Raw genomic sequence first — 16,623 nt, 5'->3', positions numbered from 1 at the left:
GATTATTTGCAGCTGTATCTCCGGCCAGTTATCACACAGCCCCAATTGGGCGTTTTTTTTGCAGCCTCGGGCGGGCATACTAGGCCGTCCATTACCCTGGTGCCGCCCGCCCCTATGCTTCGCGTCCTGATTGCCCTCGCTCTGACTTGCCTGCTCCAACCGGCCTTCGCTGACGAGCGCGCGCAAACCCAACAACAGTTGGACGCCACGCGTCAGGACATTGCCGAGCTGAAAAAGCTGCTGAGCAAGGTTCAGGAAGAAAAGTCCGGCGTACAGAAAGAGCTCAAGGGCACCGAGACCGAGCTGGGCAAGCTGCAGAAGCAGGTCGATGCGCTGCAGAAAGAACTGCAGAAAAGCGAATCCGAGCTACAGCGACTCGATGCAGAGAAAAAAAAACTCCAGAGCGCGCGCACTGAACAACAACGACTGATCGCCATCCAGGCCCGTGCGGCCTATCAGAACGGCCGTCAGGAGTACCTCAAACTGCTGCTCAACCAGCAGAATCCCGAGAAGTTTGCCCGCACCCTCACCTATTACGATTACCTGAGCCAGGCCCGCCTGGAGCAGCTGAAAAACTTCAACGAAACCCTGCGCCAATTAGCCAATGTCGAAAAAGACATCGGCTTGCAGCAGGCGCAGTTGCTGGTCCAGAAAAGCGACCTCGACACCCGCCGCGACGAGCTCGACAAGGTTCGCAAGGAGCGCCAGCAAGCCCTCGCCAAGCTCAATGACGACGTGAAGGCCCGCGACCAGAAACTCGCCGCGCGCGAGCAGGATCAGGCAGACCTGTCTAAAGTCCTCAAAACCATTGAAGAAACCCTGGCCCGTCAGGCCCGTGAGGCAGAAGAAGCGCGACAGAAAGCGCTGATCGCCCAGCAGGAAGCGGAAAAAAAGCGTTTGCGTGAGGCGCAAGCCCACGCGGATACAGAATCGGACACCAGCGACGCCCCACGAAAGCCTGTCAAATCGTCTCCCGGCGCGCTGGTTTCCAGCAGTGGCGAAACCTTTGGTGGAGCTTTTGCGGCAACCCGGGGAAAACTTCCATGGCCGGTTGATGGTCGACTGCTGGCACGCTTCGGTGAAAGCCGTGGCGACGACGCCCGCACCAAGTGGGATGGCGTGATGATCAGCGCCTCCGCCGGCAGCCAGGTGCATGCCGTCCATGGTGGGCGCGTGGTGTTTGCCGATTGGCTGCGCGGCGCCGGGTTGCTGGTGATCCTCGATCACGGCAATGGTTTTCTGAGTCTTTACGGTCACAACCAGACACTGCTCAAGTCGGCGGGTGACGTGGTTAAAGCCGGTGAGTCCATCTCCACTGTCGGTAACAGTGGCGGCCAGGACACATCAGCGCTGTATTTCGCAATTCGTCAGCAGGGTCACCCGAGTGATCCGGCGCAATGGTGCCGCGCGCAAGGATAGGCGTTGAGTCACCAACATTAGGAGTTCGTTCGACATGCTGCATTTGTCCCGCCTTACCTCGCTGGCCCTGACGATCGCCCTGGTGATCGGCGCGCCTCTGGCGTTCGCCGCTCAACCGGCTCCGGCCGTCGCTCCGGCAGGCACAGCTGCGACCTCCAAGGCCCCGCTGCCGCTGGAAGAGTTGCGCACTTTTGCCGAGGTCATGGACCGGATCAAAGCCGCGTACGTCGAGCCGGTGGACGACAAGACCCTGCTGGAAAACGCGATCAAGGGCATGCTCAGCAACCTTGATCCGCACTCGGCCTACCTCGGCCCTGAAGACTTCACCGAGTTGCAGGAAAGCACCAGCGGTGAGTTCGGCGGTCTGGGCATTGAAGTCGGCGCCGAAGACGGCTTTATCAAAGTCGTCTCGCCTATTGATGACACGCCAGCGTCGAAGGCCGGCATTCAGGCTGGCGACTTCATCGTCAAGATCAACGGTCAGCCGACTCGCGGCCAGACCATGACCGAAGCCGTGGACAAGATGCGCGGCAAGATCGGCCAGAAAATCACCCTGACTCTGGTGCGCGACGGTGGCACGCCATTCGACGTAACCCTGGCGCGCGCCGTTATTCAGGTGAAAAGCGTCAAGGCGCAGCTGTTGGAGTCGGGCTACGGCTACATCCGCATCACTCAGTTCCAGGTCAAGACCGGTGATGAGGTCTCCAAGGCCCTGGCGAAGATGCGCAAAGACAACGGCAAAAAGCTCAACGGCATCATTCTCGACCTGCGTAACAACCCGGGCGGCGTGTTGCAGGCAGCGGTGGAAGTGGTCGACCACTTCATCACCAAAGGCCTGATCGTCTACACCAAAGGCCGGATCGCCAACTCCGAGCTGCGCTTCTCTGCCACCGGCAAAGATGAAAGCGAAGCGGTGCCGATGGTCGTGCTGATCAACGGCGGCAGCGCCTCGGCGTCGGAAATCGTCGCCGGTGCCCTGCAGGATCAGAAACGTGCGGTGGTCATGGGCACCACCAGTTTCGGCAAAGGCTCGGTACAAACCGTGCTGCCGCTGAACAACGACCGCGCACTGAAGATCACCACCGCGTTGTACTACACACCGAATGGCCGTTCGATCCAGGCTCAGGGCATCGTCCCGGACATCGAAGTGCGCAAGGCCAAGATCACCAGCGAGGCGGACAGCGAATACTTCAAGGAAGCCGATCTGCAAGGCCACTTGGGCAACGGCAACGGCGGCGCCGACAAACCAAGCGGTTCCGCAGGCAAGGCCAAGGCCATGCCGCAGGATGACGATTACCAACTGGCCCAGGCCCTGAGCCTGCTCAAAGGCCTGAGCATTACGTCCGGCCGTTGAGGATGTCTTTGCGTTTCGTCTTCGTTCTGTTGTGCTGTCTGGCGGGTGCTGCTAACGCACAACCCGCCAGCTCAACGCCTCACAAAGCCTACCTGACGCTGATCATCGACGACCTGGGGCAAAACCTGCCCCGGGATCGCCGTGTGCTGGCCCTGCCCGGGCCGGTGACCGCCGCGATCATGCCCGACACCCCGCACGCCACCGAGTTTGCCCGCGAAGCCCACAGCGCCGGCAAGATCGTCATCCTGCACATGCCGATGGATCCGGCTACAGGGCCTTATGCCTGGCATCCCGAACTGCCGATCGAAGAACTCGAAAAACGCCTCAACGCTGCTTTCAAAAGGGTCCCCTACACCGCTGGCATCAATAACCACATGGGCAGCCGCATGACCGCGCAACCCGTGGCCATGGCGTGGTTGATGGGCGAGTTGCAGCGCCGTCACAAGTTCTTCGTCGACAGCCGCACCAGTGCGCAGACCGTGGCCGCCCAGCAGGCGCAGAAAATTGCTCTGGCAAGTGTTTCGCGAGATGTTTTTCTTGATGACGAGCGCACTGAAGCTGCGATCTTCACGCAGTTGCAGACGGCAATCAGTCTGGCGCGCAAACAAGGTTCAGCCGTAATGATCGGCCATCCGTATCCACAGACCTTGGCGGTGCTGGAACGCGAGTTGCCCAAACTCAAAGCCCAGGGCATCGAGTGGATCAACATCAAGCAGATGATCAGTTTGCGCAGCAATCGCGCCATGGCCGGGCATGGCAAGGACGGCGTGTACCGGTAACACCCTGTCACGTTATCCAATACATAGTTACCACCAGGTGCCTGGCGCACTTGCAGATAGTGAGACCTGCAACAGGTCGCGACTCCCCCTGAGTCGCTTTTCTACTATCAGGAATAACGATGACTACTCAAGACAATGCCGTATTGCCCGCCAGGCAAATGGAATCCATCAAAGTCGACAACCTGTTGATCAACTTCACGACGGAGTTTCAGCGGATCCAGGACACCGCAGCGATACCCTCCCAGCGTGCAAGCTTCTGGCGCCCGATACCCGCTCCAGATCTACTGCATGGATACTTTTCGCTGGGCGATATCGCGCTGCGCGATCATGACAACCCTAACGGCACTATGGTGACGCCCGTTGTCTGCGAGGGCGAGCATACGGGATCGGAAAAAACCAAAGGACATGCGCTCAACCGGCCCGTCGATTTCGAGCTGATTTGGCGAAACTCTGCCTCGGCCGTGGCCACCCGTTTGTACATTTGGCGACCGATAGCACCCATAGGCTACGTTGCGCTGGGCACTGTCTGCACCAACGACAACACCAAACCTTCGTTCAATTCTCTTCGTTGCGTCAGGGAAGACCTGGTTACCGAAGCGGGCATCGGCGAGCAGATCTGGAACGACAAAGGTAGCCGCGTAAAACTCAACTGTAGTGTCTGGAGCATTGCCCCGCCGTTTGGCATTATCGGCGAAATCTGCCTCACATCCGGCTCCTTCATTGCCGATCAAAGCCACCAAGTACCGGCCAGCCACCATAAAGCCTATGCCTTGAGGGTACCGATTGCAGTTGAAGTCTCAACGCCTGCAGAAGCCCCGACATTGACCACAAGCTCGGGTCCTGTTTCGGACGGAGCCAAGAAGATTACGCAGGTCGCCCGGCTACCCTGGTTCGCCGTAACGGATCAACTTCAACCCACCGAGCAATTTCAGCAGACGCCTTTTTACCAGTTAAGGCGCACCGACCAGTACATGCTCGTCGGATCCACCCGCAACGACACGGAACACTCCCTACCCGTCAAATGGATTGCTAACCCCGCTCACAACCGGCACGAAATGTTGCTCTTCAGTGACGTCTCTTCTATTAGAGTCCACTCAACCTGGCCAGCCAAAGTGCCCACTGACCATCGCGTGATCCGATTCAGGGCGTGCCTGCCCGATTCCTTCAATTACACGGAAAGGACTTCGACTGGATGGCTCGATCCCCAGTCTGTCGTTGTGCTTGCCATGGCAGCGAAGGGCAAATCGATGGCCGTGTATCGAATGCAAAGTCACTACGAGTTGCTGCGCGCGGATGGCACCAAAATAGCGTCCGACCTTCATTACGCCGACAACGACAGCCTTTATCTGACCGAATTCCCAGCGCAATCGGAAGAAACAGAGCAGGAGTGCCCGCTACCGCTGACGGCCTCTTCAGCGCAGGCTGCAACAGTCGACGTCGATATGACCGTTGAACCGGCGCCCGAATTGCCGGTGGTTACAGATAGCGCGCCATGATGTCGTCAACGACACCTTCTTTGCGCAGTTGATCCAGAGCCGTCTGCAGCCTGGTGACGATCTCATCGGAAACGTCCTTGTTCAGCGCCAGGTATAACTCGGCGCTGTTGAAGCGCAGCACGGTTTTGAGTCCGGTCACACCATCCTGCCGCGCCAGATAACGGCCGGCAGGATCGCCCGTGGCCCACAGGTCGATCTGGCCGTTGATCAGCTTTTTCGCATTGTCCTGATCGCGCAGCACAACCACTGGTTTCAAGCCTTGCTTGGTCAGCGTCTCGGCAATCGCGTCGCCTTTATAGGCGCCGATTTTGTACTTGCGCGCATCATCGAGGGTTTCGAGGGTGATCTTGCTATCAGCCTTGGCCAACAGGATCCAGTCGTCGGGGCCGATCGGGCCGACCCACTTGAAGAGTTTTTCGCGATCGGGCAGACGCGCCATCACGAAGGCGCCGTATCCGGGATTTTCCAGCGCCAGTTTGTACACCCGCTCCCAAGGGAAGCGCAGGGTCAGGCTGTAAGTGAGGCCGGCACGCTGGAACATCTCGCGCACGATATCGGTGGCGATACCGTTGATGTTCTCGCCTTGAGCGAAGTTCTTGCCGTTCTTCGCCATGTTGTACGGCGGGAAGTTTTCGGTGAGGAGCACCAGATCGGTGTCGGGATTGTTTTCGGCCCTGACACTGTTGATGAGCAACAAAGAAGCACTGGCGAGAACAAGAAGCAGGCGTTTGATCATGTCGGGCTACCGAAATCCATGGCGTGCCCAAGAGTGCCTTGGGCACGCCATGCTGTCCACTGGCCTGTACCGTTTAACGCATCACAATCCCGCGATGGGCCATATAGGCCTTGGCTTCCTGCACGGTGTATTCGCCGAAGTGGAAAATACTCGCCGCCAACACCGCGCTGGCGTGGCCTTCGAGAATGCCGTCGGCCAGATGCTGCAAGTTGCCGACACCGCCGGAAGCGATCACTGGAATGCCCAGTGCATCGCTGATGGCGCGGGTCACGCCGAGGTCGAAACCGTTTTTCATGCCGTCCTGATCCATGCTGGTCAGCAGGATCTCACCGGCACCGAGGCCTTCCATCTTCTTCGCCCATTCGACTGCGTCGAGACCGGTCGGCTTGCGCCCACCGTGGGTGAAGATTTCCCAGCGCGGGGTTTCGCCCGGACCCGACACCTTCTTCGCATCGATGGCGACGACGATGCACTGCGAGCCGAAATGCTGCGCGGCTTCGCCAACGAATTCAGGGTTGAACACCGCTGCGGTGTTGATCGAAACCTTGTCCGCGCCGGCATTGAGCAGGTTGCGGATGTCTTGCACGGTGCGTACACCACCGCCAACGGTCAGCGGAATGAAGACCTGGCTGGCCATGCGCTCGACGGTGTGCAGCGTGGTGTCGCGGCCATCGGCGCTGGCGGTGATGTCGAGAAAGGTAATCTCGTCAGCACCCTGCTCGTCATAACGACGGGCGATTTCCACCGGGTCACCGGCGTCGCGGATGTTCTCGAACTTCACACCTTTGACGACCCGGCCGTTGTCCACGTCCAGGCAAGGGATGATGCGTTTGGCCAGCGCCATGGTCAGTCCTCAGCCTTTGTACGAATCGCAGAAAGCTTGCGCTTCAGCGACGTCGAGGGTGCCTTCGTAGATCGCCCGGCCCGTGATGGCACCGATGATGCCCGGCGCCTTGGCGTCGAGCAGCGACTTGATGTCACCGAGGTTGTGAATACCGCCGGAAGCGATCACCGGGATCTTGGTTGCAGCAGCCAGCGCAGCGGTGAACGGTACGTTGCAGCCCTGCATCATGCCGTCTTTGGCGATGTCGGTATAAACGATCGAAGACACGCCATCGGCTTCAAACTGCTTGGCCAGATCGATGACCTGCACGGTGCTGATTTCAGCCCAGCCGTCAGTGGCGACAAAACCGTCCTTGGCGTCGAGGCCGACGATGATTTTGCCCGGGAACGCACGGCACGCTTCGGCGACGAAGGCCGGATCTTTCACGGCTTTGGTGCCGATGATCACGTAGCTCACGCCAGCCTTGACGTAGTGCTCGATGGTTTCCAGCGAGCGAATGCCGCCGCCGATCTGGATCGGCAGGTTCGGATAGCGCTTGGCGATGGCGGTGACCACTTCGCCGTTGACCGGCTGGCCTTCGAAGGCGCCGTTCAGGTCGACCAGATGCAGACGACGGCAGCCGCCCTCCACCCACTTGGCAGCCATGCTCACCGGGTCATCGGAGAACACCGTGGAATCTTCCATGCGGCCCTGGCGCAGACGTACGCAGGCACCGTCTTTAAGATCGATAGCGGGGATAATCAGCATCTGGCAAACCTTCAAATTTGAATGTTCAGCTTGGCTCGGAAATCAGTTTTTCTCGAGCGCCCACAGGTCGCTTTCGATGCTCTCAAACCGTTCCTTGAGGTGGGTCTGCACATCGAAAATCGCCCTGTTGTAATAGTGCGGAGCAATTTCGCGGGTAAACAGCTCAAGAATTTCTGCCGCTTCGAACGAACCCAGGTCCAGTTCGAAACGATCCTCCATGAACCGCTTGATCTTGTGATTGGCCTCGTTCTCCTGTTCGGGAGTGAGGGTCAGGATCGGCGGTCTGGATTTCTTGGCGGCCATTTACCAGCGACCGTCCCATGCAGCGAAGTTCTGTAGCAATTGCAGGCCATGGGTATGGCTCTTCTCCGGGTGGAACTGCACGGCGAAACGCGAGCCATCGGCCAGCGCTGCAGCGAAATCGACACCGTAATGACCGCCGCCCACCACCTGCCGCGCGTTGGCAGCGGCAATGTAGTAGCTGTGCACGAAATAGAAACGCGCCATGTCCGGAATGTCGTGCCACAGCGGGTGACTGACCTTCTGCTTCACCTCGTTCCAGCCCATGTGCGGGACTTTCAGGTGTTCGCCGTCTTCATGCAGGTCTTTGCCGAAGAACTTCACCGCGCCCGGGAACAGGCCGATGCAGTCGACGCCGTTGTTCTCTTCGCTGGTATCGAGCAAGGCTTGCATGCCGACGCAGATGCCGAGGAACGGACGATCCTGGCTGACTTCACGCACCAGCGAATCAAACTCGAGGCGACGGATCTCCGCCATGCAATCGCGAATCGCGCCGACACCCGGGAACACCACGCGGTCAGCTTCGCGGATCACGGCCGCATCGCTTGTGATCAACACTTTACCGGCGCCGACGTGCTCCAGGGCTTTGGCCACCGAGTGCAGGTTACCCATGCCGTAATCGATAACTGCAACGGTCTGCATTACAGAACGCCTTTGGTCGATGGCATCTGCCCGGCCATGCGCTCGTCGAGTTCGACAGCCATGCGCAGCGCGCGGCCGAAAGCCTTGAACACGGTTTCGATCTGGTGGTGGGTGTTGGTGCCACGCAGGTTATCGATGTGCATGCTGACCAGCGCGTGGTTGACGAAGCCCTGGAAGAATTCCTGGAACAGGTCAACGTCGAAGCCGCCAACGGTAGCGCGGGTGTACGGCACGTGCATTTGCAGGCCCGGACGACCGGAGAAATCGATCACCACGCGCGACAGCGCTTCATCGAGCGGCACGTAGGCGTGGCCGTAACGACGGATGCCTTTTTTGTCGCCGATGGCTTTGGCGAAAGCCTGGCCGAGAGTGATACCGACGTCTTCCACCGTGTGGTGGTCGTCGATATGCAGATCGCCCTTGCATTCAATATCCAGGTCGATCAACCCGTGACGGGCGATCTGATCCAGCATGTGCTCAAGAAAAGGAACACCGATATCGAATCGGGCCTTTCCGGTGCCATCAAGGTTGATCGAGGCTTTGATCTGGGTTTCCAGAGTGTCGCGCTCGACAGAAGCCTTACGTTCGGCCATCACCAGCTCCGCAAAATCATTGGGCGAAAAAGGCAGCCATTATAGGCACGCGAACGCGAAACAGAAACACGAGAAGGGATATGGCTGACGGAGTGAATCCGGGGGTGTCGCGGGTAGACATGTCCATACAAGCCATTACAGGCGCCCAAAAACAACTGTAGGAGTGAGCCTGCTCGCGATGAGGACCTTGCAATCAACATTTCTGTGACTGTCAGACCGCTATCGCGAGCAGGCTCACTCCTACAGGGGTACTGCTTTTTACTTAGTTAAACAATACCGCCGTTTTCTGCAGAGTCACCCACACACCCCATGCCAACGGAATACCCACTGCCAGCCAAGCAGCAATCGCCAACGGCTTGCTGCCTGGTGCCGCTTTCCATTCCAGAACGGTGGTCGCATCAGCGCCTTTGTCATGGCCCAGCGCCTGTTCGGCAGCCAGTTCGGCGTCGGTCATGAAGTACTTGTCAGCCACCGGGCGCACCAGCAGGTTGCACAGGAAGCCCAGCACCAGCAAACCGGCGAGGATATACAGCGTGATGTCGTAAGCGGCAGCGCGTTCAACGCCGATGCTCAGTTGATACTCACGCAGGTAGTTCACCAGCACCGGACCAAGCACACCGGCCGCCGCCCAAGCGGTCAACAGACGACCGTGGATCGCGCCAACCATCTGCGTCCCGAACAGGTCGGCCAGATACGCCGGAACCGTCGCAAAACCACCGCCGTACATCGACAGGATGATGCAGAACGCTGCCACGAACAGCGCAACGTTGCCCAGGTGGCCCAGGTTCGGGATCAGCGCATACAGGGCAAAACCCAGTGCGAAGAACACGAAGTAGGTGTTTTTGCGGCCCAGGTAGTCCGAGAACGATGCCCAGAAGAAACGGCCACCAATGTTGAACAGGCTCAGCAGACCGGTGAAACCGGCAGCAATCGCGGCAATCGAAGCCAGTTGCCCGGCGTCGAGTTGGCCAAACGGCACATCAACACCCAGCAGTTTGCCGCCGAACACTTCCTGCAGCAGTGGCGAAGCCATGCCGAGAATGCCGATACCGGCAGACACGTTCAGGCACAGCACCAGCCAGACCAGACGGAATTGCGGGGTTTTCCACGCCACATTCACGTGCACGTGACGGTGCGTGATCATCGAGTTGGATGCTTTTTTCGCTGGAGCTGTCCAGCCTTCAGGTTTCCAGCCGGTTGGAGGCACGCGGTAAGCGAGGGCGCCACCGATCATGAACACGAAGTAGATCGCCGCCATGGCCACGAAGCTCTGCCAGACGCCAACGCCTTCAGCCGAGCCGAAGTGGCTCATCAGCGCGGTCGCCAACGGTGCACCGACCATCGCGCCACCGCCGAAGCCCATGATCGCCATGCCGGTCGCCATGCCGCGCTTGTCCGGGAACCACTTGATCAGGGTCGACACCGGCGAGATATAGCCCAGGCCCAGACCGATACCACCGATCACGCCGGAACCGATCCACATCAGCCAGATCTGGTGGGTATAAATCCCCAGCGCCGAAATCAGCAGTCCACCGCACCAGCACAGTGCCGAAACCACACCAGCCTTACGCGGACCGGCGTGTTCCAGCCAGCCACCCCAGATAGCTGCCGAGCAGCCGAGGAAGATGAAGAACAGGGTGTAGATCCAGCCGAGCATCGAGATCGGCCAGTCGCATTGCGACGAGAAGACTTGTGCGATGAAGCTCATGTCCGGCGCGCAAGCCACCGGTGCAGTAACGCCCAACGCCTTGGACAACGGCAACCAGAACACCGAAAAGCCGTAGGCCATGCCGATGCACAGGTGAATGGCCAGAGCGGCCGGTGGAACCAGCCAACGGTTGAAACCGGGCTTGGCGATGATGCGTTCCTTGGACAGGAACGCGGGCTGATCGGCTTTGAAGCCGTCCGCCGTGATGCTCGTGCTCATTGTGTATCCCCCAATTATTAGTATGGTTCGCCAGCCACTGTTCACCCCCGGCCTTATGCACGCAGGCATGACCGTTTTTTTGAGTGAAGCTCCTTGAAGGCGCGACGTTAAGTCGCAGAAGGACGGACGAACCGGCGAAGGTTACCATTTGCACGTGACAGAAAAACCAAACTGATATCACCTTTTTTCTGTTACCTGATCTTATCTCTGCGGTGAACCCCCATCGCATCCGTTGTCGAAGCGCTACAAGCGGCGAGTCAACGACCAAGGCAGGACGCCTCAGCAGTGAAGACTGATGCAGCGCTATACTCCCCGGCTAAATTACGAATTCGACTAATTACAAGGACTCGCCCATGAAAGCGTTCGGCAAAATCCTGGGTCTGGTACTCCTCGGGCTGTTGCTGATCATTGTGGCGGCAGGCTTTGCCCTGACCCACCTCTTCGATCCCAACGACTATAAAGACGAGATCCGCCAGATAGCCCGCGACAAGGCCCACATCGAGCTGACGCTCAATGGCGATATCGGCTGGAGCCTGTTCCCGTGGCTCGGCCTGGAATTGCACGAAGCCAGCGTCGCCACCCTGGCCAAACCCGCCGAACCGTTTGCCGATTTGCAGATGCTCGGCCTGTCCGTGCGCGTGCTGCCGCTGTTGCGCCGCGAAGTGCAGATGAGCGATGTGCGCGTCGAAGGCCTCAACCTGCGCCTGAACCGTGACAAGAACGGCCATGGCAACTGGGAAGATATCGGCAAGGTGCCGGTCGCGCCTGGTGCAACGCCGCCAGCCACTGCTCCTGGCCAACCCGCCAGCGACGCCCCTGTCGCCGTGGAGAAACCGGCGCAACCGATCCGCCTCGACATCGACAGCCTGACCGTCAACAACGCCCGCGTTGAGTACAACGATGAACTGAGCGGCAAGCAGTTCAGTGCCGAGAGCATCCAGTTGAGCACCGGCCCGGTGCACGACTCGACCAACATCCCGATCAAAGCCACGGCATTTCTCGGCACTAATCAGCCGGTGTTGCGCGTGCGCACCGAGCTCAATGGCGAGTTGCGTTTCGAGCGCGCCCTGCAACGCTACAAGTTCGAAGACATGAAGCTCTCCGGCGAAGTGGCGGGCGATCCGCTGCAAGGCAAGACCATGACCTTCTCCGCCCAAGGGCAACTGCTGCTGGATAAAGCGGCGAACGTAGCCGAATGGACCGGGATCAAGATCTCCGCCAACCAATTGCGCGCCTTGGGTGAACTGAAAGCCAACGACCTCGACAAGACCCCACAGATCACTGGCGGTATCTCGATCGCCCAGTTCGATCTGGCGAAATTCGTCGACAGCATCGGTCAAAAACTGCCGGCCATGGCCGAAGGCAGCCTGAGCAAAGTCGAACTGGTCAGCCGCATTGCGGCCACACCGAGCAGCGTCGCGTTCGACAACATCAACCTGAAACTCGACGACAGCAGCTTCAGCGGGCGCATCGCCGTCGAAGACTTCGCCAAGCAATCGTTGCGGGCGATCCTCAAGGCAGACACCTTCGACGTCGACCGTTACCTGCCGCCGAAATCGGAAAAGGCCAACAGCGCCACGCAAACCCGTCAGGCCGAAGTCGCCAGCACCGAAGCCAATGCCATCGCCGGTGCGGGCTCCACGGCCCTGCCAGACAAACCGAGCAAAACCGCCTGGAGCACCGAGCGCCTGCTGCCGGTTGAACGCCTGGCCAAGCTCGACGTGGACGCCGACCTGACCTTCGGCCAACTGACCCTCGACAAACTGCCGATCCAGAATGCCGCACTCAAAGCCACCGGCCAGGGCGGTCTGCTGACCCTCGGCAACCTCAGCGGCGAGCTGTACAACGGCGGCTTCGAAGCCAAAGGCACCCTCGACGTGCGTCCGAGCGCCCCGGTGCTCAACCTGCAGACCAAAATCAACCGCGTGCCAGCGGAAAAAATCCTCGAAAGCCAAGGCAAAAAACCGCCCGTCACAGGCCTGGTAACACTGACCAGCAACCTCACCGGCAGCGGCAACAGCCAACAGGCGCTGATCGACAGCCTCAACGGCAACGCCAGTTTCGTCATCAACAACGGCGTGCTGCTCAACGCCAACCTTGAGCAGCAACTGTGCAAAGGCATCGCCACCCTCAATCGCAAATCACTCAGCGGCGAGCCACGGGGCAAGGACACTCCGTTTCAGGAACTCAAGGGCAACCTGACTTTCCGTAACGGCATCGCCAGCAACCCGGACCTCAAGGTTCGTATTCCGGGCATGACCGTCAACGGTGACGGCGACATCGATCTGCGGGTGCTGGGCATGGACTACCGCGTCGGCATCATCGTCGAAGGCGACACGAGCGCCATGCCGGATCCGGCCTGTCAGGTTGGCGACAAGTTCGTCGGCATCGAGTGGCCACTGCGCTGCCGTGGCCCGCTGGAATTGGGCGCCAAGGCATGCCGCCTGGATAACGAACGCATGGGCCAGGTCGCGAGCAAACTGGCCGGCGACAAACTCAGCGAGAAGATCGACGAGAAACTTGGCGACAAGGTCAGCCCGGAATTGAAAAACGCATTGAAGGGGCTGTTCAAGCGATGAGAGCGGAGCAGTTTTCAGAGGCGGTGCTGGATTGGTTCGACCGCCATGGCCGCCACGATTTGCCTTGGCAGCAGGACATCAACCCGTATCGGGTCTGGGTGTCGGAAATCATGTTGCAGCAGACTCAGGTCAGCACTGTGCTCAACTACTTCGACCGCTTCATGGCCGCGCTGCCAACGGTCGAAGCCTTGGCCGAAGCGCCGGAAGACGAAGTGCTGCACTTGTGGACCGGCCTGGGTTACTACACCCGCGCACGCAATCTGCAGAAAACCGCGAAGATCGTCGTCAGCCAGTACGCTGGCGAATTTCCGCGCGATGTCGAGAAGCTGGTCGAGTTGCCGGGCATCGGCCTGTCCACCGCTGGCGCTATCGCCAGCATCAGCATGGGCCTGCGCGCGCCGATTCTCGATGGCAACGTCAAACGCGTTCTGGCGCGTTTTACCGCGCAGGAGGGCTACCCCGGCGAGCCGAAGGTCGCCAAACAGCTGTGGGCCAATGCCGAGCGCTTTACGCCGCACGATCGGGTCAACGCCTACACCCAGGCAATGATGGATCTCGGCGCCACGCTGTGCACCCGCAGCAAGCCAAGCTGCCTGCTGTGTCCGCTGGAGCGTGGCTGCGAAGCCCACATGCTCGGCCTGGAGACGCGCTATCCGATTCCCAAGCCGCGCAAAGCTATCCCGCAGAAACGCACGCTGATGCCGATGCTGGCCAATGGCGAGGGCGCGATTCTGCTTTATCGCCGCCCATCGACCGGTTTGTGGGGCGGTCTGTGGAGCCTGCCGGAACTCGACGACCTCGACGACCTGCAACATCTCGCCGATCAACACTCGCTGGCACTGGGCGAGCAGCAGGCGCTGCCGAGCCTCGTCCACACGTTCAGCCATTTCCAGTTGGCCATCGAACCCTGGCTGGTTCAGGTGCAGGAGGCCAGCCATCACGTGGCCGAGGCCGACTGGCTCTGGTATAACCTCGCCACCCCGCCGCGCCTGGGCCTCGCCGCCCCGGTCAAAACCTTGCTCGAACGCGCGGCCGCCGTCTTGAATGCAGGAGAGTCGCCATGACCCGCACCGTAATGTGCCGCAAGTACAAAGAACAACTCGAAGGCCTGGAACGCCCACCGTACCCGGGCGCCAAAGGGCAGGACATTTTTGACAACGTCTCGGCCAAGGCCTGGGCCGACTGGCAGAAACACCAGACTCTGCTGATCAACGAAAAACGCCTGAACATGATGAACGCCGAAGATCGCAAATTTCTGCAGGGCGAAATGGACAAGTATTTCTCCGGCGAGGAATACGCCCAGGCCGAAGGCTACGTTCCGCCTGCGCAGTAAGCCCACAAAATCGGGGGTCGGATCGTAAGCGACGGAATTAATTTAAGAAATTTTAAAAAAGTCGTTGACGAGAATCCGAAAAACCCTTTTAATGCGCCCCGTTGCCCAGATAGCTCAGTCGGTAGAGCAGGGGATTGAAAATCCCCGTGTCGGCGGTTCGATTCCGTCTCTGGGCACCAAATACCGAAAACCCTGAATCGCAAGATTCAGGGTTTTTTTATGCCTGCGATTTGATCCCCTCCTCCTCACCCCGCTTCTCTCGGTATCCATCGCCCTCGGGTGTATTGGAAAAAACCCGAAATCTGTATCTCTCCCCGTACAGAAAAACTCGCCAGTATTTCTACACGCCTTGGCGAACCCATGCCTGGCCATACCTCGCGCCCCGCAAACACTCTGGACCTTTCAAATCGTCAGAGCGCATTACCTGTTTTCTGGAAACCTGTGCATGAGCTCTCTCTTGTTGCAAATGTCCCCCATCGTTCTGGTCATTGCATTAATCCTGATCGTCCGCCGCCCACCCGTACAAGCCGCGCTGGCGGGCGTGGCACTGGCGCTCGTACTGTGGCTGTCAGGCGCTGCAGGGGCCGTATCCGTCGCGATCACTTCTGCAATCTTTCAGGACACCACAATTCTGTTCCTCAGCACCGCTTGCGTGATCGTACCGGGGCTGGCCTTTGTCATTCTGGTCGAGCGCGGTGGTGCGCCTCAGGCCATCGGTGCCTGGGTCAAAGAGCTCGGCTGGACACCGCCGGCGCAGATCATCTTCATCGTGCTGGGCCTGGCGCCGTTGCTTGAAGCGATGACGGGTTTCGGCGTCTCGCTGATCGCTACGGTGCCGCTGTTGATAGGCCTGTTTACGCGACAGTCGGGGATGAAAATCGCGCTGGCAGGGATGGTCATCATGCCGTGGGGCACTTTGGGGCTGGCGACGGTGATTGGCGCGTTGCTCGCGCACTTGCCGGCGCAAACCCTCGGCAGTCATTCGGCGCTGATCAGTGCGCCGGTGTTCCTCTGCCTGGCCGCGATTGCCATGTGGCAGGGCGGCATCCGCAGCGTCTCGCCGTGGCTGGGGCTGATCGTGGTGACGGCGCTGTTTGTCGCAGTGCTGTTTTCCATCAACCTGTGGATCGGGCCGGAAGTCTCCGGTGTGCTGGCCGGTCTGGCCGTGGCCTGCGTTGGCTTGGGCATTTCGTTCGTACAACGCAGAAAACGGCTGCGCTGGCCGAACGCGGCGTGGCCCTATCTGGCCTTGCTGGGGGTGATCGTTGCGTCGCGAGGATTGTTTGTTCTGTCGGGCTGGGATGCACTGTGGATCGTCAAAGGCGAACACGTTTCGTGGAAGCCATTGGCGTCCCCTGGACTGGCATTGATGATCGTCAGCTTGTGGATGGCGATTCGGCAAAGCGCTGCGGCGGGCTTCCCGTGGCGCGCGCTGTTTAATCGGGCGAAGTTTCCGGTCACGACGATTTTCCTGTTTTTGCTGCTCTCGCAAGTGATGGTCAATGCCGGGTTCCTGGTCGAGGCGCAGCGCACGCTGCAATCGTTGTCAGGGATTTCCCTGGCACCGACCATCGCGTTGCTGGCAGGGATTGCCGGTTATGTCACTGGCTCCAACGTCGGCGGCAACACACTCGTCATGCCGTCCATCGCCGCACTGACCAGTGAGCACGGCGCGTGGCTGGCCGCGATGGTCAATAGTGCCGCCGGGCATGGCGCGCTGGGGTCGCTATCAATTCTGTCGCTGATCACCGGGCTGGCCGGCGCCAACCGGCATGAAGAGCACAGTCTGATCCGATTCGCCTTCGGCCTGGTTGCGCTCAACATCGTCATAGTTGCTGCAACGGGGGGCGTTTTACTCTACTTTCTCTGAATTG

At 59.6% G+C, this 16,623-nt stretch carries 15 protein-coding genes and 1 tRNA gene; 9 read left to right on the top strand and 7 right to left on the bottom strand.

What is annotated here, in order from left to right:
- Positions 1 to 114 precede the first annotated feature (114 nt).
- The 4 genes from ACA061_RS01555 to ACA061_RS01540 all read left to right on the top strand — a co-directional run bounded on the left by ACA061_RS01555 (position 115) and on the right by ACA061_RS01540 (position 5,048).
- Positions 115 to 1,419 (top strand): murein hydrolase activator EnvC family protein, encoded by a 1,305-nt coding sequence (locus tag ACA061_RS01555; RefSeq protein WP_150604024.1) that lies wholly within the window; start codon positions 115 to 117, stop codon positions 1,417 to 1,419.
- A gap of 34 nt (positions 1,420 to 1,453) precedes the next feature.
- A complete protein-coding gene (locus ACA061_RS01550; protein WP_150604025.1) occupies positions 1,454 to 2,773 on the top strand; it encodes a S41 family peptidase in 1,320 nt (439 codons plus the stop codon).
- Positions 2,774 to 2,775: 2 nt separating this feature from the next.
- A complete protein-coding gene (locus ACA061_RS01545) occupies positions 2,776 to 3,552 on the top strand; it encodes a divergent polysaccharide deacetylase family protein (RefSeq protein ID WP_497300445.1) in 777 nt (258 codons plus the stop codon).
- 119 nt (positions 3,553 to 3,671) lie between these two features.
- Positions 3,672 to 5,048: a Vps62-related protein gene (locus tag ACA061_RS01540; RefSeq protein WP_150617455.1), complete on the top strand. Its 1,377-nt coding sequence runs from the start codon at positions 3,672 to 3,674 to the stop codon at positions 5,046 to 5,048.
- Here ACA061_RS01540 and ACA061_RS01535 read toward each other — a convergent pair.
- From ACA061_RS01535 to ACA061_RS01505, 7 genes are all read right to left on the bottom strand, one after another.
- Positions 5,029 to 5,784 carry a substrate-binding periplasmic protein gene (locus ACA061_RS01535; RefSeq protein WP_150617454.1) on the bottom strand — a complete coding sequence of 252 codons (756 nt, stop codon included), beginning with the start codon at positions 5,782 to 5,784 and terminating at the stop codon, positions 5,029 to 5,031. The genes ACA061_RS01540 and ACA061_RS01535 overlap by 20 nt on opposite strands.
- A 73-nt stretch (positions 5,785 to 5,857) precedes the next feature.
- Positions 5,858 to 6,628, bottom strand: a complete 771-nt coding sequence (gene hisF, locus ACA061_RS01530) for an imidazole glycerol phosphate synthase subunit HisF (protein WP_497300444.1) — start codon at positions 6,626 to 6,628, stop codon at positions 5,858 to 5,860.
- Positions 6,629 to 6,637: 9 nt separating this feature from the next.
- Positions 6,638 to 7,375 carry a 1-(5-phosphoribosyl)-5-[(5-phosphoribosylamino)methylideneamino]imidazole-4-carboxamide isomerase gene (gene hisA, locus ACA061_RS01525; RefSeq protein WP_014336098.1) on the bottom strand — a complete coding sequence of 246 codons (738 nt, stop codon included), beginning with the start codon at positions 7,373 to 7,375 and terminating at the stop codon, positions 6,638 to 6,640.
- Positions 7,376 to 7,417: 42 nt separating this feature from the next.
- Positions 7,418 to 7,678 (bottom strand): DUF2164 domain-containing protein, encoded by a 261-nt coding sequence (locus ACA061_RS01520; protein ID WP_150593884.1) that lies wholly within the window; start codon positions 7,676 to 7,678, stop codon positions 7,418 to 7,420.
- The gene (hisH, locus tag ACA061_RS01515; protein ID WP_150604030.1) at positions 7,679 to 8,317 is read right to left on the bottom strand and encodes an imidazole glycerol phosphate synthase subunit HisH; all 639 of its coding nucleotides are present in this window, start codon (positions 8,315 to 8,317) and stop codon (positions 7,679 to 7,681) included. It lies immediately after the preceding gene.
- A complete protein-coding gene (hisB, locus tag ACA061_RS01510) occupies positions 8,317 to 8,910 on the bottom strand; it encodes an imidazoleglycerol-phosphate dehydratase HisB (protein WP_042557195.1) in 594 nt (197 codons plus the stop codon). The genes hisH and hisB overlap by 1 nt, the downstream gene beginning before the upstream one ends.
- A gap of 262 nt (positions 8,911 to 9,172) precedes the next feature.
- Positions 9,173 to 10,837, bottom strand: coding sequence for an OFA family MFS transporter (locus ACA061_RS01505; protein ID WP_150604031.1), 1,665 nt, complete (start codon positions 10,835 to 10,837; stop codon positions 9,173 to 9,175).
- Positions 10,838 to 11,190: 353 nt separating this feature from the next.
- Between ACA061_RS01505 and ACA061_RS01500 the strand changes: the two genes are divergently transcribed.
- The 5 genes from ACA061_RS01500 (at position 11,191) to ACA061_RS01480 (ending at position 16,619) form a co-directional block, all read left to right on the top strand.
- Positions 11,191 to 13,416: an AsmA family protein gene (locus tag ACA061_RS01500; RefSeq protein ID WP_497300443.1), complete on the top strand. Its 2,226-nt coding sequence runs from the start codon at positions 11,191 to 11,193 to the stop codon at positions 13,414 to 13,416.
- A complete protein-coding gene (gene mutY, locus ACA061_RS01495) occupies positions 13,413 to 14,480 on the top strand; it encodes an A/G-specific adenine glycosylase (RefSeq protein WP_150617452.1) in 1,068 nt (355 codons plus the stop codon). The genes ACA061_RS01500 and mutY overlap by 4 nt, the downstream gene beginning before the upstream one ends.
- The gene (locus ACA061_RS01490; RefSeq protein ID WP_095190072.1) at positions 14,477 to 14,749 is read left to right on the top strand and encodes an oxidative damage protection protein; all 273 of its coding nucleotides are present in this window, start codon (positions 14,477 to 14,479) and stop codon (positions 14,747 to 14,749) included. Before mutY ends, ACA061_RS01490 begins: the two co-directional genes overlap by 4 nt.
- A gap of 103 nt (positions 14,750 to 14,852) precedes the next feature.
- Positions 14,853 to 14,928, top strand: a tRNA-Phe gene (locus ACA061_RS01485).
- 266 nt (positions 14,929 to 15,194) lie between these two features.
- Positions 15,195 to 16,619, top strand: coding sequence for an L-lactate permease (locus ACA061_RS01480; protein WP_497300442.1), 1,425 nt, complete (start codon positions 15,195 to 15,197; stop codon positions 16,617 to 16,619).
- The last annotated feature ends 4 nt before the right edge of the window (positions 16,620 to 16,623 follow it).

It is taken from the genome of Pseudomonas sp. LBUM1668 (assembly GCF_059695715.1).
This window is presented reverse-complemented; position numbering and strand designations above follow the sequence as displayed.